We start from the raw sequence: 21,757 nt of genomic DNA, 5'->3' as shown, positions 1-21,757 counted from the left end.
GTGTTAACACTTATATGCTGGTTGATTTTTATTGTTGTCGCCATACCGCTCGGGATTTTCGTCATCGAGTGTATTTGCTCTGTCTTTTATAAAGCACCTATTGTTCATGAAGAGCAATTTCACACAAATTCGAGTGTGATCTTAATTCCCGCTCATAATGAAGAGCAGGTGATTCGAAATACGTTAAACACCATTATTCCTCAGTTGGCCGATTCCGATCGAGTTTTGGTGGTTGCTGATAATTGCAGTGATTCAACGGCCGACATTGTTCGTGAACTGGGATGCGATGTTACCGAACGATTCCATGAAACCGACCGAGGTAAAGGTTTTGCGTTATCACACGGATTAGAGGTATTAACGCCCAACCCGCCCGACGTAGTGATTATTGTCGATGCCGACTGCCAAGTTCAGCCTGGTGCAATCGCTCGAATCAAAGCTGCAACCTTACAATTTCAAAAACCGGTGCAGGCACGGTATTTATTGCAAAGCCCAGAGGGTGCAGGCATTAAAACCAAGGTCTCTGAATTTGCTGTTTTTATTAAGAATAAAATTCGCACCAAAGGTTTAAGTGTTTTGGGTGCGCCAATTCCTTTGCTGGGTTCGGGCATGGGTTTTTTGTGGCGAGATGTAACCTCAGTATCTTTAGCGTCTGGTGAAATTGTTGAAGACATGAAGTTGGGTATTGAATTGGCCGACCAAGGTCAGGGTTCTCTATACGACGACGGCGCGGTTGTATTAAGTGAGTTGCCGGTAACCGAAGCGGCTCTTGCGAAACAGCGAGAGCGTTGGGAACACGGTCATATGGGTATGATTCAAAAATTTGCGCTGCCATTAATTAAAAATAGTCTCGCGCGAACCAACCCAAAACTATTACTTTTCGGCCTAGATTTAGCCGTGCCGCCGTTATCATTGCTATTAATGTTTGCCGTTGGTGTGTTTTTATTTTTCGCCTTTATGCAAATATTTATCGATTTACACGGATTATTATCAGCGGTGGCATGGCTGGTATTTGCCGTAATTTCTAGCGTATTTATTGTTTGGTTGCTCGCTGCACAACATATTTTAAAACCTTCGGAATTAATTCATATTCCTCTTTATGTATTATCCAAGCTTGGAGTGTACAAAGGTTTTGTTGAGAAAAAACAAACTACGTGGAATCGAACCGATAGACACTGAACGACGTTTTAGAATTATTATCTGAGGTGTATTTGTGATCCAGCTTATTCAAGGTGACATCACTAAAGCTCACGTTGATGCTATCGTGAATGCTGCTAACGGAGGCTTATTGGGCGGCGGCGGTGTTGATGGTGCAATTCATAAAGCCGCCGGCCCATCGTTACTAGAAGCCTGTCGGCAATTGCCTAAGCGCAATGGTGTTCGCTGTGAAACTGGTCAAGCCAAGATTACACACGCTGGTGATTTATCGGCAAAATTCGTAATTCACACCGTTGGTCCAATTTATTCCAGCTGCGCAAATCCTGTGGAATTATTGCGAAGTTGTTATATCAACTCTCTGAACCTAGCGATAGAAAACGGTTGCCAATCAATTGCGTTTCCTGCGGTATCGTGTGGTGTTTATGGCTATCCCTTACAAGAAGCAGCAGACATCGCACTTGATGTTTGCAACTCGACGCCATTCATAGTGTTAGACATTCAATTCTATTTGTACGACAAAAAAACACTGTTGATTTGGCAACAAGCGTTTGAAGCTCTCGGTTAATAGTGGATTTATTCAACCCGATCCAATTTAGAAGACAAATGTTAGCGAGTAGCGTTTTTAACTTTTCTAGATCCAGCTGTTGACTGATTTCTCAATAAGTCGCTTTTCTTTACCTTATATTCTTTTAAAGGCTATTGCTCGCTGAGACAATAAGGCGCTTACTCGTTTCATAAATGACTATTTTTAGGAGTTGGAATATGAAAACCGTGTTGATCTGTATAAAATTTATTACCCTTTTAATCGCTTTTTCCTCCAGTATCGTCTTCGCGCAAGCGCCCGCAAATCCTGCCAGCGAGGTTAAAATTATTGGTTTAGCCGAGCGTCAACAAACTCCTGAAAAAACCGAATTTTCAAAAACCTCCGCTATCTACCCTGAAGGCGCACCGTTTTCCGAGTTGGTACGTGTTGATAATACTTTGTATCTTGCGGGCATGATTCCGGTAAAACCAGGAACTCTAGAGTTGGTTGAAGGTGGAATTGTTGAACAGAGTCATCAGACACTTAACAATATAAAAGCTGTTTTAGAAGCAAACGGTTATTCCATGAAAAATATCGTTAAATGTACGGTAATGTTGTCTGATATTTCTCAGTGGTCGAAGTTTAATTCTATTTATAAAGAATATTTTTCCGCGCCTTATCCTGCACGCAGTGCTATGGGTGTTAAAGACTTGGCCCTAGGCGCTTTGTTAGAAGTGGAATGTATTGGTGCCGCGGTTTTGTAATTGCCGTCAATATTTAAACGCCTCTGATTGACGTATCTACGCGTTAATCAGAAAGCGGAAATTGACAGTGATTTCTACCAAATCACAATGGTAATTATCTGTCTTTATTCGGATTGATGAATTGTCTTAACGTTGCTTAAATCAATGAATGGAATTACGTTTCTACTTGTACGTTCACAAACTCAGCCAAAAAATTCCTGAGGCTAATTGATTCATTTATATGATTTTACAAATATTCTAAACTTATTTTTCAATCGTGTGCTTACCTTGTACAAGCTTTTCGAATTAAACCATTCGCAATGGGTGCATTGCCTCTCTGCAATTATCGTTTTAGGGTTTATACCCAGTTACACGGTTTCTTTTAGTTTTGTCCCCGTTCTTTATCATGTACATGCCGTAACCGCTTTTGCATGGTTAGCATTCGTCAATGTTCAGGCATATTCTGCACAACGAAACATGTTTAGATTTCATCGGTTTTTTGGCTATGCGACACTGGTTGCAGGATTAGCCTTTACAATTTCTACCGTTGCGGTATTTCTTAGCCGACTCAATGAAAAATTCGATAAACCCGCTATTTTTCACTTAGTGTATTGGTTGGATTTATTTTTAATACCAATGTTTATCGTGCTTTTTACGAGAGTCTTTTTATTCAGAAAAGCACCGCTAAAACATCGCGATATGGTAGTGTCGATGATGATGGTATTGCTGCCTCCAGGGTTGGGGCGTTTAATTTACACATTGTTTTTACATCCATTCAATTTTAATGTTCGATATTTTTACGAACCTATGTTATTGCTAACTCTGTTGATCATGTATTTTTATGCAAAGACTTTTGGATGGTCGAGATCTATAAAATACGTTTTTAGTTTATTGGTTGTAGCATCTATAACATCGTATCCGGCAGTTTATAGTGGTTATTTTTAGGAAAAATAATGAAGCTGACTTTTATTGAACGTAATTTAACAAATCCCGATGTTATTAAATTACTGCAAGAACACTTACACGACATGGAAATTACATCGCCGCCAGAAAGTCGGCATGCGCTTAATTTAGACGGACTAAAAGCCACCAGCGTTACCTTTTGGAGTGCTTGGTACGACGCAGAATTAAAAGGATGTTGTGCCATGAAAGAGTTAGATGCGCAGCATGGTGAATTAAAATCCATGCGAACGGCAACCTCAGCTCGTAAAGCTGGAATTGGTTCTATTATGTTGGAGTTTTTAATTGAGCAAGCAAAGTCTCGTGGCTATAAAAAGCTGAGTTTAGAGACCGGCACACAACCGTTATTTTTTCCCGCACATGGGCTTTATGAAAAATACGGTTTTAACGAATGCGAGCCCTTTGCCGATTATGTGCTAGACCCGTATAGTCGGTTTTACACCAAAGAGCTTGATTAATTGTTTGATGGCGAGTGTGACAATCGCTGCTGTTAAGCTATTTCTAAATCTGTTATCGATTCAGCGGTGAGCATTAATTAGGTGTTATTAAAGCAACAAGCACTGAGAAGCTCTGATTAATCTAGAGTCTCCAGCGAAGCATGGATATTTCGCCTATTTTAAAACGGTAAGTGATTTACTCAGAGGTCACTCTACTTTGTGTCGATGACAATGTTACGGAACGAGCTGCTATAACCGGTTCCGTAAATGATCAATGGCGCTTACCGCTGCGTTTTTGTTTTTCTAGGGCTTTCTTTTCGGCCAGCGCCGCGGCTTTCTCTGCTCGGACTCTTGCAACTTCAATTTCTTCGGCTATTTTCATTTCCGGGGTTTCTAAGGTTAAATTACCAAGGCCACCGCTTCTGTAGTCGTGTATTAATATTTCTGCGGCCTTATGAAAGTTAACTCGTCCACCGGCTGCTTTTGCGCCGCGCTTTTTACCAATGGCTTCTAATAAGGCAATATCCCAATCGGGATTTTCAAGATCAACCTGAACCTCCATTTGGTAGCGTTTAGCCAATACATCGGGCATTGCTTGGGCAAAAAATCGAATGGCATAAAGCGCAATGTCTTCATACTCAATGGCTGTGTCTCTGATGGCACCGGTTACTGCCAGACGATAACCACTGTTGGGATTTTCTACCTTTGGCCACAAAATTCCGGGCGTATCGTTAAGCACTATGTCATCGGCAATATGAATTTGCTGCTGAGCTTTGGTAACCGCGGGTTCGTTGCCAACCTTTGCCGCAGATCTTCCGGCAAGAGCGTTAATCAGAGTCGATTTACCTACATTGGGAATACCAATAACCAGTACCTGAATTTTGCGGGTTTTCGCAATGGTATTTGGCGCCAATTTGCGAATCAGGTCGAAAACCTGCTTGGTTTCTCCGGCATTGCGTGAGTTTATGGCAAGAGATTGAATGTTCTTTTCGGTGTTCAGGTGTGTCTTCCAGGCTTGCGTCATTTCTGGATCAGCCAGATCTGCCTTGCTCAATAACTTAATACACGGTTTTGAGCCTTTTAATTCGGCAATAACGGGGTTTTCACTGCTGTAGGGGATACGAGCGTCGACGATTTCGATAATAACGTCGATCTTGGGTAGAACTTCTAGGATTTCTTTGCGGGCCTTATGCATATGGCCCGGGTACCAATTGATACTCATGGATTGCTCTAATCTTGTGGATTTACCTATTTAGGGCGATTGTAGCATTATTGTTAGGGCAATGATTAACGGCAGCTTCATTCTGGCAAATCACAACTTGGGTTGTGTGGTGTCAGACGGTACAATTTGCGCTTGCTATGTACTCCGGTTTTCCTGTATGAAAAAAGCCTTACCGTGGATCACGCTAACGTTAACAATCGTAGCAACCGTTCTCTTTTTGGTTGTAGACTTTGATGATCCTTTATATCAATCACTGTTGCTCTCCAGAAGTAATGGCTTTGATGGTTTTAGTTGGCTCAGTGGGCAGTTTCTGCATACGGATTGGAATCATTTTATTTTTGATGTTTTCGCCTTTTTAATTTTGGGGTATTGCATCGAATCCCATTCACGCATCATGTGGATGGTGACTTTGATTTTGGGCTTTTCTTCAATGGGTATTTGGTTTTGGTATCAAACCGAATTTAATTATTATGCAGGTCTGTCGGGTGCTTTAAATTGCTTTTTAGTGGTTGCACTTTATTCGTTGCGCGATACGCAATCGCTATTTCGCGGTAACGGATTATTGTGGTTATTATTTATTGGTGCATTAATTAAAAATTTGGTTGAGTTTAAAACCGGTGGTGCATTATTTTCATCAACGCGTTGGCGCAGTACACCCAGTTTTCACCTGGTTGGTCAATTAGTGGGTGTGTTTATTGTTTTAGTATTAACTGCTAGAAACCTTGTTCCCAAGCGTTCTTTATCGTCTGAATAACAGCGTTATTTTTAATGCTGAATTTTTTTAGCAACAAAACCATTTTTGTCATGCCAAAATGAAAAGCGCTTCTGAACACCTTATTTATGATTTAAGTCGGCAGCTTATCCGTGTGTTGCCGAAAAATCTTGGTTAATAAGACTTTTATATTTTTATCGATATATCCTCATAAAAGCGGCGCTGATTAAATCGAAGTTACTTTAGCTAAAAGCCGTTAAAGTATATAACCAACGTATTGGGCGCCGTATAATTTCTTATTTCAACTTAAACTTGTCTTCTATGATGCTCAGGTTGGTGTCATCCATCTTATAGTTTTAATCCTTGCTATGCTTAATTATTAGAGAAAACTTCTGATTAATGCGTTCTTGATTTAATTGGATGATAAAAATTGAAAATAAGATTTCCAGATTCTTCACTATTTCAATTACTTACAGTTTTGGTAATTGGCGATACATTCAGGTATCGCAGGAAGCTCCGAGTGAATTAGGGTTTCTTAGAGTTGAAGGCTTAAATTTTTCGATTCGATCAAGCTCACTTTTTTCGATGGCAGCTGTAAACAAATAAAAGACTGGGTCGATATATATTGAGTTAATGTTTTTGTGAATATGTACATTCGGTATTGCAACTTTGCACGGTAAGTTTCTATGAGAAAAACGGGCCCTGTTACAGGTCGTCAGATTACCCTGAATTCGGACGATCAACTGGTCACATCCACCACAACAAAAGGTGTTATTACCTTTTGTAACGACCGCTTTTGTGATGTTGCTGGCTATTCTAGAGAGCAACTTCTCGGCCAAGCGCACAATATTGTTCGTCATCCCGATATGCCGCCAGAAGCATTTTCTAAAATGTGGTCAGATCTTAAGGCCGGAAATCCGTGGATGGGGCTCGTTAAAAATCGCTGCTCCAACGGCGATCATTACTGGGTAGATGCTTATGTCACGCCAGTCAGTGATCAAGGTGAAATCCTAGGGTATGAATCGGTGCGTGTGGCGCCAACGCAAGAACAAATAGATCGCGCAGAATTAGCTTATGCTCGCCTTCGTTCGGGTAAGCCTGCTGTACCTATGATCACCAGTTTATGGGGCAAATTACGCAATTATATTTTGGTTTCATTGAGTATTTTCGTGGTTCTCATTTGCGGGTTTCTTATTATTCACGACGTAGAATTTCTCACAGGTTTGATGGCGCTAGTGGCCAGTATTATTGCGGGCACGATATCCGTTAAACTGTTGTCGGTGCCGCTTAAACGGACGCTGAAACAATCTCGTGAAACCATTTACGATCCATTGGCTGCGTATATTTATACCGGCAGAAGTGATATTTACGGCGAAATACTGTTAGCAACAGCCGCGCAAAAAGCTCGATTACGCACAGCGCTAGGCCGTTTTAACGGGGCCGCGCGGGAGCTTTTGGATAAATCCACTGCGGCGCAGACCGAAGTAGAAGCCAGTTTAGAAAATATGAATGCGCAGCAAAAAGAATCGTCTCAGGTTGCCGAATCAATGGGTCAAATGGCCGAGGCCGTTCAAGAAGTTGCCAGCGGGGTTAGTCAAACCAGTAATGCCACCGTTGATGCCATGAAAGAAGTGAAAAATGGCGAACAAGTATTAGTGGAGGCTAATCGAGAGATCAGCCAGCTTTCTAGTACGGTTACCGCTCTGTCTTCTGTGCTGGAAAACCTATCCGGCGGCAGCGCTAAAATCGCCAGTGTTATCGACGTAATTCGTGCCATTGCAGATCAAACCAATTTATTGGCGTTAAACGCCGCGATCGAAGCCGCTCGTGCTGGCGAGCAGGGACGAGGTTTCTCCGTGGTTGCCGATGAGGTTCGCTCGTTGGCGCAACGCACTCAAGAATCCACCCAAGATATTCAAATAATCATCGAAGAGTTAGGGAAAGCCACCACGGCCGCCGTGTCGAGTATGGATTCCTGCCAAGAGTCTTCAAGCCGCAGTGTTGATCGTATCGAAAATGTGAATAACGCCTTAAAACGAATTGCCGAATCAGTAATGGGTATTGAAAAAATGTCCCATCAAATCGCTGCTGCCGCCGAAGAGCAATCCGCAGCGGCCAGTGAGGTCAACACAAATACTCGTAATATTTCCAATATTGCCAAAGTAACGCAGGACAAAGCGGCCGTGGCCGCGAGTTTGAGCGGACAGATGTCGGAATTAGCCGAGCGACAATTTTTATTGGTTGAGCGATTTAAATAAACAAATTACTCTGTGTGGGCGAATCTCGGATTAAATCATCGCAGAATTAATCTGAGCTTCTCGTCCTTTTCATAGATGCTAACGATGCCATGTACGTAATTGCTGCAAAGTTATTAATGATATTTTTGGTACTGTTACTCACAGAAAATGAAGATGCGTTTAGTCTCTATAGGAATCCCTGATGAACTCAGCCATGATTTCATCAGAGATTAATAACTGACGATGAGACTGCTAATTCTTTCACAGTTTCAATTAATTGCTGTTCTTGAAATTGTCGATACGTTTCTGTATCACCGGAAATTTCAGCCAATCAGAGTTTCTTATGCGTAAAACTACCTTTAAAATAAGGTTTAAACGCATAAGTTCACATAGAATAAGTGGAATCAATGAGCTGCGAGCACTCTCAATCCTATCAAAAAGGAATTTTGGCACCGGTGCCGAACTTCGCTAAATTTATCACCTATACCCTAACCAGCGTCGATAAACTAGGTCAGTGTTTAGCTCAACTCGCTTTGCGTTGTGATGGCGAATCCGTAGTCTTAGCATTGAGCGCTAATCTCGTTGCGAAAATTAGCGCTGGTGCGAACATTCCGGGTTTAAAGGCAATGCCCGAGTTTTCTCACAATGGTTTATCGCTAACCCAAGATCAGACCGATTTATTGATTTGGTTGCGCAGTAATGGTGACGGGGCAAGTATTGGCGATCTTGCTCAAAAAGCCTTGTCTATCGACTTATTACTGCAACCCAATTTTGCACTACACAGCAGTGTTGATTGCTTTAATTATAACAATCGAGATTTAAGCGGTTATGAAGATGGTACCGAAAACCCCGAAGGCGACAAAGCCATCGAAACCGCGTTTTTACAGCACGAAAACCCAGAATTAAATGGAAGCAGTTTTTTGGTCATACAAAATTGGCTGCACAATTTGAAAGAATTTAAGCAGCGTAGCCAAGCCGAGCAAGACGATACCATCGGTAGACGATTAAGCGATAACGAAGAGTTTGATGAAGCGCCAGAATCGGCCCATGTAAAGCGGACTGCCCAAGAAAGCTTTGATCCAGAAGCATTTATACTGCGCCGCTCCATGCCTTGGGTAAATGGTAATGAAAACGGCCTAATATTCGCCGCCTTTGCCGCCAGCTTCGACCCTTTTGAAACCATTGTGCAACGAATGATAGGCGCCGAAGACGGACTTGTGGATAATCTATTTAGCTTCACCAAACCGCAAGGTGGAGGTTATTACTGGTGTCCACCGGTGAGTGAGGGTAGGGTAAACTTTTCTGCAATTATTGCGCGTTAATAATTTCGATTGCATTAGTGTTTTTTAGAATTCGTTAATTAAATAAAGCGCTTAAATTTTTGAGGTTTTTTTATTTGAGGGGCTCTCTGATTAAATCTTCCTTATTTAATCAGAGAATAAAGCTGAAAGTGCGAATTTCAGTGGGTGATACGCAATCAAGCGGTCGCTAATAAGCGTATCAACACGTCCTTGTTTACAGAAAAGTCCTTTTTTCAGCGATTCCTAATGTTGCGGTAAATAATTCAGAGATCATTATGTTAAGAATCTACCTAATTATTTACCTAAACGTTTGAACGTGTTCACGTTCAAACGCCACTGTTTTTATAATAAATACCTAAGACTATTTAATCTATTACAGATGGTTACATGCTGTAGGAACCTCTGATTAACTCATCCATGATTTAATCAGAGGACAGAAATTGAAAATACGATTTCCAATTTCTTCACAATTTCAATCACTTACCGTTCTTGAAATTGGCGACACATCCTTGTGTCGCGAGAAACTCTAGGTTAATCAGAGTTTCCTGTATTTGAGTTCAGAAAAATTTTGGTATTTCGAGATCGCTAGTTTGACGTTTACGCTAAGAATTTCTAAACAATAAGAAACTGATTTAATCAGGTTAATCGTTTAAATAAGATTTGAATAATGTACTAACTTCTTTATACGCTATACAAAAAATATTGTTTATCAGCGAGTTAACAGTGCAGAATTATTTATTGTGAAAACAGTTAAAGCGGATAAGAATGTATTGAGCAGGAGATTCTACAGAGGAATGTAAGAAAAATAATTGCTGAGCTTATTTTTTTCAAAAACAAAAAAAGGCAAACCATTATGATTTGCCTTTTATAAAGCATTCAGTAATATTTATTAAAAACTCCAGCTTATTCTGTGTTTTTAATACGTTAACAACGTTTTATTAACTTCTGCTTTTTAAATTAATCGCGAACTGATCAAAGCTTATTATAAAGCAACGATGTTCTCGGCCTGTGGGCCTTTTTTGCCTTGAGTAACAGTGAACTGAACTTGTTGGCCTTCGGCCAAAGTTTTAAATCCTGAACTGGCAATAGCGCTGAAGTGCGCAAATACATCTGGGCCAGACTTTTGTTCGATAAAACCAAAGCCTTTAGATTCGTTAAACCATTTTACGGTGCCAGTAGTTGTATTAGACATAATAAATATCCTGTAAGGAAAAATAAAAGAGTACCCTAAGTGGGCGTATATAAGCGGGAAATATAAATTGAAATTTACACGCTACAGGACGAAGAACTACAAAGACACGACGAAATGGAGGTAATAAAAACAGACTTACTTTCAAGCTGTGATGACTATATAGACCTCTATGTATAAAGTCAAACAATTTCTGACATGTATGATAGCTAAGTTCCTCCAACTGTTTAACGCCGTACAAATTTAACCCTGTACAAATTAGTTTGTACAACAAGACTATGCACAGCAACAGCGGAATGATTGTTTGTTCAAAATTCCCAAAATCCTGTGAGACAGGTCATCGGAACTTCTAAATGAGCCAGATAGATGAATCTGAATTTCGTTACCTGAGATGAGGTGAAATCATCAGCAAAAATATCATTAGCCGCAAACACTGAGCGTTACTGACTAATACGCTCTGGTAGGACGAGAATTTATTGCAATACGAAGATATCTCGTTAATGTCTTAAACATTAGAACTGCTTTTATTGAAACACGAAAAACCAATACTGTTCAGACCTGTGTTTAAACAGATTTTCTGCGTTATTTCTATATAACTGTTTTAAGTGAATTTTTTCATAAGTTGATCACAAACTTTTAAGAAACACTTATAGATATTAGGCTTTTTCTAGCATCTGTTTATAAGGCCGATTTTTTAAAATCATTGTGATCTGGTTAACGCTTTTTGGCAGGTTTTACATGAAAAAGTGTTAAGCAAGTCATGCTCAGCCACAGATATGGCGGCTAGTATCTATTAAAAATAGAACGTGGTTGATTGGCTGCTGAGATGAATGTGATTAATAGACTTTGTTATTTGGTTTTAATCTGGTTTGGATTATTTTTATCCGGCTGTGCCGTCAATGTTCCTATTGATGCTTACAACGAATCAACCGGTGACGAACCCACGCATCAGTCGCACAGCAAAGTCGTTATCTTTGTGCCTTCGGAAGTCGCCGAAGAATCATTCGGTCAGGTTGGTGTTTTGGCGGTTGGCGTCTTATTGGATTGGAAATTAGCGGCGGGTGATGCCATTGCTGAGTCCTCCAAAAATTTCTTTGAAAATTATTTTTCTAATGTAGAAGTGCGACAAGAAAATTATAAACGTGGTGCTTGCGCTGACTGTGCATTAGCAGTTGTGCCACGTATCGATGCTGTTGATATCAATAAAATTACCATGCAAAGCAAGGTTGCTTTAAATTTTGAAATTTTCGATGGCGAAGGTGCAGAGGTTTTAAGTTTGCCCATTGCGGGTCATTCTAAGGTTATGACTTTGGAGCGTTTTGGTGTTGGTGTTGTCGCCGCAAGTGTTCCGGTCGTGAGTAGCTTTGCTGCAAACCGAGTTTTGTCTCATTCCGTTGAAGACGCCTTTGAAGATGCCTTTTGGAAATTGCATCAAGAAATGAAAAAACACACCGAAACCGGTGCTCTTGCACGCAACTGGTTGCCCAAAGAGTTGCGCAATAAAACCGAATACGGCCGTTATGAATTTTCTGCCGAACGAGCCATTATCGATGCGGGTTGCGAATTTCCTAACGACGGTTTGCGTCTAGTACAAACCGGCTTTGAAGAATTATACGAAGCCTACTGCTGGAAACGCGATCCGTTTTTGGTAAGTTGTAACGGCTCTAGCTGCAACCTGGTTTATCCCGAACCTGATTTAAAAGATGTAAAAGGTTATGCTGTGGATTAAGGTTGAAAATGTAAGTTGCTGTTCGTGTTATTTTTCTGTGCTTTATATAAGTCTAACGGTATCAATGCTTTAATTAAATGTTAGTAACGTTAGATTTAAATGTCTTCTTTGGGCTGATCCCAATCTGGCCATCCCGCTTTAATTGAAGCCATAAAATCTGTCATGGTCACCCAGCCGACTACTTCCGCAGTGTAATCGATAATCCAATCTTCCCCATTCCACTCTAGAAGGTCGTAAGCGCCCAGGCCGTTTGGGTATTTAACTGCGACAAAGTATTGGCTTACGTAGGGTGGTTCTTGTTTTGGGTTTTGCCACTCAACATTATTGATTATTACGCCTTTCATACTACAAAGATTATCTCTGGTCTTAAGTGAAATTCTCTGGAATTAATCGAGTTAATTATTAAGAGTCTTCTTTCGTTGGGTTGTATTCTAAAGAATAGCCTTGTTTAAAGTGTAAAACCGTTGTCTTTTCGCCGTTATAGATAGCAATCATTTCTTTGTTAGCCGCAACTGCTAGACCTTGTACAACAATGTTTTTATTTTCATCTTTGAGGGCTATGCATCTAATTTTTTCACAATTTGAAGATTGGAATTCTTTTTTGGTGATATTTGCTTGAAGATTTGCGTTTTGGTAAGCGTGCGATGGCAGGTAAATTATTATCAAAAGAGCGAAAACTATTGCCATAATATTCCTATCGGTATTTAACAGAGTGACTATAAATTTTATGTAGTAATTAATCTGTATTTTTTGAGACGGTATTTTGTTAATCAAATTTTTTAATTTTTTATAAATAGAAGACTCTTTGTTTTGGCTAATCCTATATAAAACAAAAATTAAAACAGAAACTATACACAATCCTACAAGGCTTATATGCAGTATCAAGTTGTTATCAGCGATTAAAGAAGCGCCTTCGATAAAAAGTAAAATACACGCATAATAAAACTGAACGTACACATCTTGTACATTCAATGGAAATAGAGAGCTATCAACACCGTAAGAACTTAATGAGCCAGCGTAGGCATTTAAACCAGTCACATAAAAAAGTGGCAGCAAAAATGTCAGCGTTAAGCTCAACGTGGTTAGTAGTTGGTTTAAGTTAAACCTTATTAGTTGGGTAGGTGAATGATTGTTGGTTTCTTTTGAGTTTACGTTTTGAGAGCTATCCAAATGTGCATTCCTTATTAGCCGTTCTTCCTAAATACTACTTGCCTCAACCGATCAATTCCCATACAATTCGCGCCCCTAAATGACCGTCGATTTTTTTGGGTTGTCGGTCCTCCTTGCTTCACCATTTTTTTTGGGAAGCTTAACCCGTAAGGAGCATTCATGCGTCACTACGAAATTATCTTTTTGGTTCACCCGGACCAAAGCGAGCAAGTACCTGGTATGGTAGAGCGCTACACCGCGTCTATCAACGAGTCTGGCGGTCAAGTTCACCGCATGGAAGACTGGGGTCGTCGTCAACTTGCTTACTCAATCAACAAGATTCATAAAGCACACTACATTCTTATGAATGTTGAGTGTTCACAAGAAATCTTGGACGAATTAACCACTACTTTCCGTTACAACGATGCAGTATTGCGTCACATGGTTGTTCGCTGTGATGAAGCTATCACTGGCGAGTCTCCAATCATGAAGGCTGAGCAAGAAGGCCGTGAGCGCAAAGCGCGTCGTGAAGAGCGTCAAGCTCGCGAAGAAGCTGCTTCTGAAGAAGATGATTCTGATGAAGCTGATGACAACCTTTCTAGCGATGATGACGAATAAGGAGATATCCCATGGCACGTTTTTTCCGTCGTCGTAAGTTCTGCCGCTTCACCGCTGAAGGCGTAGATCAAATCGATTACAAAGATTTGGAAACTTTAAAAGCCTATGTTACTGAAACAGGCAAAATTGTTCCAAGTCGCATCACCGGTACACAAGCTAAGTATCAGCGTCAGCTTTCTACAGCTATTAAGCGCGCTCGTTACCTTGCTTTGTTGCCTTACACTGACAGTCACGAATAAGAGAGGATTAACGAGATGGAAGTTATTCTACTCGATAAAGTAGGCAAACTTGGTGGTATTGGTGATAAAGTTAACGTCAAGCCTGGCTTTGGTCGTAACTTCTTAATTCCACAAGGTAAAGCTCTAGCAGCTACTGCTAAAAACGTTGCAGATTTTGAAGCTCGCCGCGCTGAACTTGAAGCTGTTGCTGCTGAGAAAACCGCTTCTGCACAAGCGCGTGCAGCGAAATTGGTAGAACTTGATACCGTTACTATCACTGCAATTGCTGGTGACGAAGGTAGATTGTTTGGTTCTATCGGTACTCGCGACATCGCTGATGCAATTACTGCTGCTGGCGTTGAAGTAAGCAAATCTGAAGTGAAGTTACCTGAAGGTGCTTTACGTGAAGTTGGTACTTTCGAAATCGATATCCAATTGCACACAGAAGTTACTCAAGTAATCAAAGTAGCAATTAGCGCAGAATAATGCGTGAAGTCTCTCAAACACGGTTTGAGAGTCTCGAAAAAGCGAGCACCGGTTGCTCGCTTTTTTTATGTCTGTAATTTACCAACCATGGAAGTTCTTGGCGCATCGTCGCTGAGCGTTTATATTCGACAGCAACAAAAATGCCCTGACCCGAAAGTTCATGTCCGATTCTGATTACCCTTACGACGACTCGATTCCAGATTCCGCCTACGATGAAGCGCCGAGATCTGCAAACGATTTGCAAGTTCTGCCCCACGCCATAGAGGCAGAGCAGGCGGTTTTGGGCGCTTTGATGCTCGACAATCAGAAGTTTGATGCAGTCGCCGAGGTGTTAAGAGTTGAAGATTTTTATTCGGCTAACCACAGAACCATCTATGAGTTGATGTGGAGCTTGCAAGAGCGCGACATGCCCTTGGATGTGATTACTCTTGCCGAGGAGCTGGATAATCATAATCAGCTCCATCAAGTGGGTGGCTTGGCCTATTTAACGGCACTGGCCGCCAATACGCCGGGGCCGTCAAACATTGTCGCCTATTCAAAAATCATTGCCGAGCGCGCCACACTCAGAAAACTGATTGCCACCGCCAGTGAGATCAGCCGAACCAGTTTTAACCCGGCGGGATTGGGTGCGGATGATCTTTTACAGCTTGCTGAAAAACGCGTTGCTGAAATTGTTGAAGATCGACCCAAAGAGGGCGGTTTTCAACAGATGAATTCTTTGTTGAAGCAAACCGTTGAAAAAATTGACGAGCTGTTTCGCTCTGAAAAAGAAATCACAGGCCTATCCACGGGTTTAAGAGACCTTAATACGCGTACATCGGGCTGGCAAAACGGAGAAATGATCATTCTGGCGGCGCGTCCTTCTATGGGTAAAACCGCGCTGGCGCTCAACTTTGTCGAAGCTGCCTTATTCACGCAGACACGTCCTGTTTTGGTGTTTAGTCTGGAAATGCCGGCCAACGCTTTGATGATGCGGATGCTGTCATCGGTGGGTCGAATTGATCAGGGTAAAATTCGTAACGGCTCGTTGACCGAAGAAGATTGGCCAAAACTGTCTGCGGCTATGGGCAAGCTTAAAGATAAGCCCTTATTTATTGATGATACCGCCGGTTTAACGCCGCAAGAAGTTCGTGCCCGTACACGACGCATTGCCCGTGAACACGGTGATCCGGGCATGATTATGATCGACTATTTACAGTTGATGCAGGTGGCCGGTAAAAGTGAAGGGCGAACCCAAGAAATCTCGGAGATTTCGCGCTCATTAAAAGCCATTGCTAAAGAGTTTAATTGCCCGGTTGTGGCTCTTTCTCAGCTTAACCGTGGTGTAGAACAACGCCCCAACAAGCGGCCCATGAACTCGGATCTTCGTGAATCTGGAGCCATCGAGCAGGACGCCGACGTAATCTTGTTTATTTATCGCGACGAATACTACAACGAAGACAGTCCCGATAAGGGCGTAGCCGAATTGATTGTTGGTAAACAGCGTAACGGTGAAATTGGTACCTGTCGCGCCGCCTTTGTGGGTAAATTTACGCGCTTTGAAGATTTAGCCGCCGACTACATGGCATCGTCTGATTATTAATTCTTAAGCAAACAACCATTCGGTTTACCCAGTCAACTCTGATTTCAACAATTCGATTCGTTGTAACAATTCGAGTTATTCTAGCTTTAACAAGGAATTTACCATGCAATTATGGGCGGGCGTCGGTTCTACTTGGTCGATTCGCGCGCTTTTGTGCGCAAAAATTGCCGGTATTTCTGTCGATATTAAAGTCATTAATTTATCGTCAGAAGCATCAAAAACCGAGCTTTTGCATGTGTCAGAAACTGGTTTGGTACCGGTATTAATAGCGTCTGACGATCATTCTGTTGTTGTCCACGATTCCTTGGCGATTGCGGAATACTTTAATGAATTGTCCAATGGCGCGCTTTATCCAGCCGATTTAAATACACGTACAAAGGCGCGTAGCCTCGCCGCAGAAATTCACAGCGGATTTAGCGCAATACGCAGTTGTTATCCGTTTTCATGCGATGCAAGTTTAGAATCAGGATTATTAACCGCGCGCGAGCAAAAAGAACTGGATCGCTTAAACACAATTTTTAGCGCCGCCGAAGGTGCTTTTTATTTTCAAAAGGCCAGTATTGTTGACGCGTTTTTAGCGGTAATGGCGTGGCGTCTTGATCAATACGGTATTAAGCTCGCACCTGAGGCCGAGCGTTACGCCAAGAGTTTATTAACATGGGAACTTTTTCAAGAAGTTGCCGCCGAGGTGCGCCAATGGTAAATCTATTACTGCCGAAAATAAGCGTATTAACAGGTACAATAAGTAGCCAATAAAATCATAAGATACCGATCCGTAAATTACCCCAAAATCACCTCTGTAGACGCAAATCCAAGGTCGTAAGTCACTGCTACTTTTGACTAAAGTCCAATGCTTTTGCGTGTACAGAATTCCCGTTCCTGTGTATTATCCAGCGCACAGTTGTGGTTTTTCAGGCAAATTTGAAAACCACAGGTGCAAAGCTAGGATCAGTTTGCCAGAGAGAAGTAAAATCCTATTATGCAGATTTTTCACCATGTTGAGTCGGTTCGCGCCGCGTTAAAAACCGAGCGCGCCGCAGGTAAGACAATTGGCTTTGTGCCTACCATGGGAAACCTGCACGATGCGCACATCGAGCTGGTAAAAATTGCCCAGCAACATTGCGATATTGCCGTCGTGAGTATCTTCGTAAACCCTCTGCAATTTGGCCTGAACGAAGACTGGGATAAGTATCCTCGCACCTTCGAAGCCGATACCGCAAAGCTTCGTGCCGTAGACTGTAATTATCTGTTTTATCCAGATGAAAAAGAGATCTACCCCAATGGCATGGCCGAACAAACTCGTGTAATCGTGCCAACCATGACCGACGTTTTATGTGGCGCCAGTCGCCCGGGACACTTTGAGGGTGTCACCACGGTAGTCTCTAAGCTCTTTAACATTATTCAGCCCGACGTCGCAGTTTTTGGGAAAAAAGATTTCCAACAACTTGCGATCATCCGTCGCATGGTCGAAGACCTCTGCATTCCTGTAGAGATCATTGGCGGTGAAATTTACCGCGAGACCGACGGACTCGCCATGAGCTCACGCAACAGCTTTATTACCCAAGAAGAAAGACCTAAGGTCAATGTGCTAAATCGCGCTTTAAACGACGCGAAATCTGCCATACAAGCCGGTGATAGAGACTTTTTTGCGTTAGAAGATACGGCGAAACAAACCATCGTTAAGGCCGGTTTTAAGGTTGATTACTTCAACATTTGCAACAGCAAAACCCTTGAGCCCGCCGCCAACGACGATACAAATATTACGATTTTAGGTGCGATGTACACCGCCGGTGCTAGGTTAATTGATAACCTAACATTTACATTGAGTAGCGAAAAAAAGTAGAGTTACGCCCTTTTTCAACTCAACCCACGGCGACACTACCGCTCTTAAGAGGTAATTTGGTAATGAATGTAACCTTGCTCAAAGGCAAGCTACACATGGCTTGCGTCACTCAGGCCGAACTTTGGTACGACGGCTCCTGCGCAATCGATGCTGATTTAGTAAGGCTTGCGGGTCTTCGTGAGTTCGAACAGATCGACATCTACAACGTAAACAACGGTGAGCGTTTTACCACCTATGTCATCTTGGCCGAGCCTGGTTCTGGAACCATTTCCATGAATGGTGCAGCAGCGCGTAAAGTTCAAGTCGGTGATCGCGTAATCATTGGTGCTTACGTTCAAATGACCGAAGCCGAAGCCGATAGCTTTAAGCCAAAGCTTGTCTACCTAACAGAAACCAACAAGGTAGAGCGCAGCACTAACACCATTCCAATGCAGGTCGCCTAAATCGTGGGCAGCCGTAACAACATTGTTTCAACGGCTGCCAACTTTGTCGCCAAATCACATTTTTGTTTTCTAGGGCATGCGCTTAAGCCCAGAATTTTAATCGAAAAACCAACCAAGATTGGTCTCGATTGCGGTTCTAACAGCTTAGGAAAATTTCCATCGAAAGTCGCAAATATCGGTGAACGTGCAGCTAAAACAGCTGTTTTTGTCACTTCTGCGTGCTTGATCTTTTCCAATCAATTTGCGATTTTCTTTAATTAGCGCTCGGCAATATCAACTTATAACAACTATCGATCCTGGAGTTAAATAATCATGACTGAATCCACTACACGGCCGGTATTTCCGTATATTGCGGAGAAATGCCATATAGACGCAGAAACCTACGAAAAAGACTATCAGCGCTCTGTAGACGACCCTAACGGATTCTGGGCCGAACAAGCGGAAAAATACCTAACCTTCTACAGCCCTTGGAAAACCGTGTGTGAATTCGATTTCCTCAAAGGTGACGCAAGCTGGTTTGAAGGCGCAACCCTAAACGTATCCTACAACTGTATCGATCGTCACTTGCCAGAGCGCGCTGACCAAGTAGCGTTTTTGTGGGAAGGCGACCACCCAAGTTCAAGCAAACAAGTCACATATTCTGAACTTCATACTGAAGTATGTAAGTTAGCGAACTTGCTACGTGCAAAAGGCGTTAAAAAAGGCGACCGCGTTTGTATTTACCTACCGATGATTTTAGAAGCCGCCTACGCTATGTTGGCGTGTGCTCGTATCGGTGCTGTTCACTCAATCGTATTTGGTGGCTTCTCACCAGACGCACTAAAAGATCGCATCAGCGACAGTGATTGCCAAGTGGTTATTACCTCTAACGAAGGTCTTCGTGGCGGTAAAAAAGTCCCTCTTAAAGTTAACGTTGATACCGCTCTAAAAAGCTGTCCTAGCGTTCACACCGTTGTTGTTGTTAAACATACCGATACCGACACCCTTATGGTTGAAGGTCGCGACATTGATTACCGCACCGCTGTAGCCGAGCAACCAGATACCTGTGAACCAGAAGTTATGGGTGCAGAAGATCCGTTGTTTATCCTTTACACCTCGGGTTCTACTGGCAAGCCAAAAGGCGTATTGCACACCACCGCAGGTTACCTTCTACAAGCAGCGTTTACGCACAAGGTTGTATTCGATTACCAAGAAGGTGAAGTTTACTGGTGTACCGCTGACGTGGGTTGGGTTACCGGCCACAGCTACATCGTATACGGCCCATTGTGTAACGGCGCTACCTCGGTTATGTACGAAGGCGTACCAACCTACCCAGACGTAAGCCGTTGCTGGGAAATCATCGACAAATACAACGTTGCCAGCTTCTACACTGCACCCACCTTAATTCGTGCATTGATGGGTTCTGGTGAAGAACCCGTGAAAAAATGTTCACGCGCAAGTCTACGTATTTTAGGTACCGTGGGCGAGCCAATTAACCCAGAAGCATGGGAATGGTACTTCCGCGTGGTTGGTGACGAGCGTTGCCCAATTGTTGATACCTGGTGGCAAACCGAAACCGGTGCGCACATGCTTACCCCATTACCGGGTGCAACCGCACTTAAACCAGGCTCTGCAACCAAGCCATTCTTTGGTGTACAACCTGTATTGCTTGATGCAGAAGGCAAAGAAGTTGAAGGCCCAGGCGAAGGTAGTCTTTGTATTAAAGCGTCTTGGCCGAGCCAAATCCGTACCGTATACGGCGATCACCAACGTTTGGTAGACACCTACTTCTCTACCTACCCAGGTTACTACTTCACCGGTGACGGTGCGCGTCGCGACGAAGACGGTTACTACTGGATCACCGGCCGTGTAGACGACGTGCTTAACGTTTCTGGTCACCGTTTAGGTACCGCAGAAATCGAAAGCGCGCTTGTATTACATGAGAAGGTTACCGAAGCAGCGGTTGTGGGTTACCCACACGACATCAAAGGTCAAGGCGTTTACTGTTACGTAACCCTAATCGATGGTGCCGAGCCAAGCGACGAACTGAAGAAAGAATTGGTAGCATTGTGTAACCGCGAAATCGGCCCGATCGCTAAACCAGATCTTATTCAGTGGGCGCCGGGTCTACCAAAAACTCGCTCTGGTAAAATTATGCGTCGTATTCTACGTAAAGTGGCTGCGAACGAAATTGATGCCTTGGGTGATACCTCGACCTTGGCTGATCCAAGCGTTGTTGACGATCTAATCGACTCACGCCTAAACAAGTAAGATTACCTCTTACCGGTTTAAAGCAAAAAAGCCCGCAATAGCGGGCTTTTTTTATGCCTGTTGCACACAAATCAATAAAGCCAATCGCCAATAAATCCCGGCCAAGCACATTCGCGTACAAAAACACTTGCCATGACCGCAGGCCGTGTTAAAACTTGCAACTACTAGGTAAAAAAGACCATGGCGCTTGTCGCCACACGCAGTAAATTTGCTAAAAAATGCCTAAAAAGCATTCATATCATTGGTAAGAGGTGCCACATGTCAGACAAATCACCTAACTCAAACTTTGTTCACCCAGCCGGTAACGGCAACATGGATTTTGACGCCTTTAAAAAGGCCATGTCTGACGTAAAGCGCAACACCAAAACCAACCACAAGGTTGCCCTTACCAAAACCCTAGCGCCCAACAACGTCGAAGCGCGTCGCAAGGCTGCCGTTGCCGAAGAAATTAGCGAGCGCAGCGGCCTAACCGGTAGCGAAGAGCATATCGAAATGCTCGACCCCATGGATATTCTCGAATACAAACGCCCAGGCATACAAAACGGCGTGTACCGCAATTTGCGCCTAGGCAAATACAACATTGAAGCGCGCCTAGACCTGCACCGCCACACCGTAGAATCCGCCCGTCGCGAGCTGTACCAGTTTATTCAAGACTGCCTGCAACAGGAAATACGCTGCGCACTTGTCACCCACGGCAAAGGCGAAGGCCGCGCCCAACCGCCTATGCTAAAAAGCTGTGTCGCCCACTGGCTACCACAACTCGCCGAAGTACAAGCCTTTCACACCGCCCAAAAACACCACGGCGGCACAGGCGCTACCTACATCATGCTTAAAAAATCCGACCGCAAACGCCAAGATGATTTAGAAAGACATCAAAAAAGGCGAGGGTGATATTTCGTCAACCTTAAATGAAGGCATTATATTTTTATTTTCTGTATAACTTTTTACGTTTTATTTTCT

21 protein-coding genes are annotated in these 21,757 nt (G+C 42.8%); 17 read left to right on the top strand and 4 right to left on the bottom strand.

Annotation, left to right across the window (positions count from 1 at the left end):
- From ACYQ2C_RS14250 to ACYQ2C_RS14235, 4 genes are all read left to right on the top strand, one after another.
- Entirely contained in the window at nucleotides 1-1,176 is a 1,176-nt protein-coding gene (locus tag ACYQ2C_RS14250) for a glycosyltransferase family 2 protein (protein ID WP_460103747.1), read from the top strand.
- A 34-nt stretch (nucleotides 1,177-1,210) separates the two neighbouring features.
- Complete coding sequence (locus ACYQ2C_RS14245) at nucleotides 1,211-1,720, top strand: O-acetyl-ADP-ribose deacetylase (protein ID WP_460103749.1); 510 nt, start codon at nucleotides 1,211-1,213, stop codon at nucleotides 1,718-1,720.
- Nucleotides 1,721-1,917: 197 nt separating this feature from the next.
- Entirely contained in the window at nucleotides 1,918-2,442 is a 525-nt protein-coding gene (locus ACYQ2C_RS14240) for a Rid family detoxifying hydrolase (protein WP_460047591.1), read from the top strand.
- A 932-nt stretch (nucleotides 2,443-3,374) separates the two neighbouring features.
- Nucleotides 3,375-3,839 (top strand): GNAT family N-acetyltransferase, encoded by a 465-nt coding sequence (locus ACYQ2C_RS14235; protein ID WP_460103752.1) that lies wholly within the window; start codon nucleotides 3,375-3,377, stop codon nucleotides 3,837-3,839.
- Between the two features lie 250 nt (nucleotides 3,840-4,089).
- On the opposite strand, the gene ylqF is transcribed toward ACYQ2C_RS14235, so the two are convergent.
- A complete protein-coding gene (ylqF, locus tag ACYQ2C_RS14230; RefSeq protein ID WP_460047596.1) occupies nucleotides 4,090-5,040 on the bottom strand; it encodes a ribosome biogenesis GTPase YlqF in 951 nt (316 codons plus the stop codon).
- A gap of 157 nt (nucleotides 5,041-5,197) precedes the next feature.
- Between ylqF and ACYQ2C_RS14225 the strand changes: the two genes are divergently transcribed.
- The 3 genes from ACYQ2C_RS14225 (at nucleotide 5,198) to ACYQ2C_RS14215 (ending at nucleotide 9,311) form a co-directional block, all read left to right on the top strand.
- Nucleotides 5,198-5,794: a rhomboid family intramembrane serine protease gene (locus tag ACYQ2C_RS14225; RefSeq protein ID WP_460047597.1), complete on the top strand. Its 597-nt coding sequence runs from the start codon at nucleotides 5,198-5,200 to the stop codon at nucleotides 5,792-5,794.
- 644 nt (nucleotides 5,795-6,438) lie between these two features.
- On the top strand, nucleotides 6,439-8,010 hold the full coding sequence (locus ACYQ2C_RS14220; RefSeq protein WP_460103756.1) for a methyl-accepting chemotaxis protein: 1,572 nt from the start codon (nucleotides 6,439-6,441) through the stop codon (nucleotides 8,008-8,010).
- Between the two features lie 386 nt (nucleotides 8,011-8,396).
- The gene (locus tag ACYQ2C_RS14215; protein WP_460103758.1) at nucleotides 8,397-9,311 is read left to right on the top strand and encodes a Dyp-type peroxidase; all 915 of its coding nucleotides are present in this window, start codon (nucleotides 8,397-8,399) and stop codon (nucleotides 9,309-9,311) included.
- A gap of 961 nt (nucleotides 9,312-10,272) precedes the next feature.
- Here the strand turns inward: ACYQ2C_RS14215 and ACYQ2C_RS14210 are convergent.
- The gene (locus tag ACYQ2C_RS14210) at nucleotides 10,273-10,482 is read right to left on the bottom strand and encodes a cold-shock protein (protein WP_460047602.1); all 210 of its coding nucleotides are present in this window, start codon (nucleotides 10,480-10,482) and stop codon (nucleotides 10,273-10,275) included.
- Nucleotides 10,483-11,305: 823 nt separating this feature from the next.
- Here ACYQ2C_RS14210 and ACYQ2C_RS14205 point away from each other — a divergent pair.
- A complete protein-coding gene (locus ACYQ2C_RS14205) occupies nucleotides 11,306-12,208 on the top strand; it encodes a hypothetical protein (protein ID WP_460103761.1) in 903 nt (300 codons plus the stop codon).
- 95 nt (nucleotides 12,209-12,303) lie between these two features.
- Here the strand turns inward: ACYQ2C_RS14205 and ACYQ2C_RS14200 are convergent, their stop codons facing one another.
- Both ACYQ2C_RS14200 and ACYQ2C_RS14195 read right to left on the bottom strand, forming a co-directional pair.
- A complete protein-coding gene (locus tag ACYQ2C_RS14200) occupies nucleotides 12,304-12,552 on the bottom strand; it encodes a hypothetical protein (protein ID WP_460103764.1) in 249 nt (82 codons plus the stop codon).
- Between the two features lie 58 nt (nucleotides 12,553-12,610).
- Nucleotides 12,611-13,378, bottom strand: a complete 768-nt coding sequence (locus ACYQ2C_RS14195) for a hypothetical protein (protein ID WP_460103766.1) — start codon at nucleotides 13,376-13,378, stop codon at nucleotides 12,611-12,613.
- 159 nt (nucleotides 13,379-13,537) lie between these two features.
- On the opposite strand from ACYQ2C_RS14195, the gene rpsF reads away from it, so the two are divergent.
- From rpsF to smrA, 9 genes are all read left to right on the top strand, one after another.
- The gene (gene rpsF / locus ACYQ2C_RS14190) at nucleotides 13,538-13,975 is read left to right on the top strand and encodes a 30S ribosomal protein S6 (RefSeq protein WP_460103768.1); all 438 of its coding nucleotides are present in this window, start codon (nucleotides 13,538-13,540) and stop codon (nucleotides 13,973-13,975) included.
- Nucleotides 13,976-13,986: 11 nt separating this feature from the next.
- On the top strand, nucleotides 13,987-14,214 hold the full coding sequence (gene rpsR / locus ACYQ2C_RS14185) for a 30S ribosomal protein S18 (protein WP_460047610.1): 228 nt from the start codon (nucleotides 13,987-13,989) through the stop codon (nucleotides 14,212-14,214).
- Nucleotides 14,215-14,229: 15 nt separating this feature from the next.
- Nucleotides 14,230-14,679 carry a 50S ribosomal protein L9 gene (rplI, locus tag ACYQ2C_RS14180; protein WP_460047611.1) on the top strand — a complete coding sequence of 150 codons (450 nt, stop codon included), beginning with the start codon at nucleotides 14,230-14,232 and terminating at the stop codon, nucleotides 14,677-14,679.
- A gap of 160 nt (nucleotides 14,680-14,839) precedes the next feature.
- On the top strand, nucleotides 14,840-16,261 hold the full coding sequence (gene dnaB / locus ACYQ2C_RS14175; RefSeq protein WP_460047612.1) for a replicative DNA helicase: 1,422 nt from the start codon (nucleotides 14,840-14,842) through the stop codon (nucleotides 16,259-16,261).
- A gap of 103 nt (nucleotides 16,262-16,364) precedes the next feature.
- Nucleotides 16,365-16,964, top strand: coding sequence for a glutathione S-transferase N-terminal domain-containing protein (locus tag ACYQ2C_RS14170; RefSeq protein ID WP_460103773.1), 600 nt, complete (start codon nucleotides 16,365-16,367; stop codon nucleotides 16,962-16,964).
- 276 nt (nucleotides 16,965-17,240) lie between these two features.
- Nucleotides 17,241-18,104 (top strand): pantoate--beta-alanine ligase, encoded by an 864-nt coding sequence (gene panC, locus ACYQ2C_RS14165; RefSeq protein WP_460047615.1) that lies wholly within the window; start codon nucleotides 17,241-17,243, stop codon nucleotides 18,102-18,104.
- Nucleotides 18,105-18,166: 62 nt separating this feature from the next.
- On the top strand, nucleotides 18,167-18,547 hold the full coding sequence (gene panD, locus ACYQ2C_RS14160) for an aspartate 1-decarboxylase (RefSeq protein WP_460047616.1): 381 nt from the start codon (nucleotides 18,167-18,169) through the stop codon (nucleotides 18,545-18,547).
- Between the two features lie 312 nt (nucleotides 18,548-18,859).
- A complete protein-coding gene (gene acs, locus ACYQ2C_RS14155; protein ID WP_460047617.1) occupies nucleotides 18,860-20,797 on the top strand; it encodes an acetate--CoA ligase in 1,938 nt (645 codons plus the stop codon).
- Nucleotides 20,798-21,055: 258 nt separating this feature from the next.
- Entirely contained in the window at nucleotides 21,056-21,688 is a 633-nt protein-coding gene (gene smrA, locus ACYQ2C_RS14150) for a DNA endonuclease SmrA (protein ID WP_460103775.1), read from the top strand.
- The last annotated feature ends 69 nt before the right edge of the window (nucleotides 21,689-21,757 follow it).

The organism is Sessilibacter sp. MAH3, assembly GCF_054658275.1.
Note: the sequence above shows the minus strand (reverse complement) of the source record. Positions and strands in the feature narration are given on the sequence as shown.

Excerpts from the sequence above, each read along its gene's own strand:
- ylqF (WP_460047596.1), bottom strand. The coding sequence starts at position 5,040 with ATGAGTATCAATTGGTACCCGGGCCATATGCATAAGGCCCGCAAAGAA.
- rpsF (WP_460103768.1), top strand. The coding sequence starts at position 13,538 with ATGCGTCACTACGAAATTATCTTTTTGGTTCACCCGGACCAAAGCGAG.
- ACYQ2C_RS14200 (WP_460103764.1), bottom strand. The coding sequence starts at position 12,552 with ATGAAAGGCGTAATAATCAATAATGTTGAGTGGCAAAACCCAAAACAA.
- ACYQ2C_RS14170 (WP_460103773.1), top strand. The coding sequence starts at position 16,365 with ATGCAATTATGGGCGGGCGTCGGTTCTACTTGGTCGATTCGCGCGCTT.
- panD (WP_460047616.1), top strand. The coding sequence starts at position 18,167 with ATGAATGTAACCTTGCTCAAAGGCAAGCTACACATGGCTTGCGTCACT.
- ACYQ2C_RS14220 (WP_460103756.1), top strand. The coding sequence starts at position 6,439 with ATGAGAAAAACGGGCCCTGTTACAGGTCGTCAGATTACCCTGAATTCG.
- smrA (WP_460103775.1), top strand. The coding sequence starts at position 21,056 with ATGTCAGACAAATCACCTAACTCAAACTTTGTTCACCCAGCCGGTAAC.
- panC (WP_460047615.1), top strand. The coding sequence starts at position 17,241 with ATGCAGATTTTTCACCATGTTGAGTCGGTTCGCGCCGCGTTAAAAACC.
- ACYQ2C_RS14210 (WP_460047602.1), bottom strand. The coding sequence starts at position 10,482 with ATGTCTAATACAACTACTGGCACCGTAAAATGGTTTAACGAATCTAAA.
- dnaB (WP_460047612.1), top strand. The coding sequence starts at position 14,840 with ATGTCCGATTCTGATTACCCTTACGACGACTCGATTCCAGATTCCGCC.
- rplI (WP_460047611.1), top strand. The coding sequence starts at position 14,230 with ATGGAAGTTATTCTACTCGATAAAGTAGGCAAACTTGGTGGTATTGGT.
- ACYQ2C_RS14225 (WP_460047597.1), top strand. The coding sequence starts at position 5,198 with ATGAAAAAAGCCTTACCGTGGATCACGCTAACGTTAACAATCGTAGCA.
- ACYQ2C_RS14235 (WP_460103752.1), top strand. The coding sequence starts at position 3,375 with ATGAAGCTGACTTTTATTGAACGTAATTTAACAAATCCCGATGTTATT.
- rpsR (WP_460047610.1), top strand. The coding sequence starts at position 13,987 with ATGGCACGTTTTTTCCGTCGTCGTAAGTTCTGCCGCTTCACCGCTGAA.
- acs (WP_460047617.1), top strand. The coding sequence starts at position 18,860 with ATGACTGAATCCACTACACGGCCGGTATTTCCGTATATTGCGGAGAAA.
- ACYQ2C_RS14205 (WP_460103761.1), top strand. The coding sequence starts at position 11,306 with ATGAATGTGATTAATAGACTTTGTTATTTGGTTTTAATCTGGTTTGGA.
- ACYQ2C_RS14240 (WP_460047591.1), top strand. The coding sequence starts at position 1,918 with ATGAAAACCGTGTTGATCTGTATAAAATTTATTACCCTTTTAATCGCT.
- ACYQ2C_RS14215 (WP_460103758.1), top strand. The coding sequence starts at position 8,397 with ATGAGCTGCGAGCACTCTCAATCCTATCAAAAAGGAATTTTGGCACCG.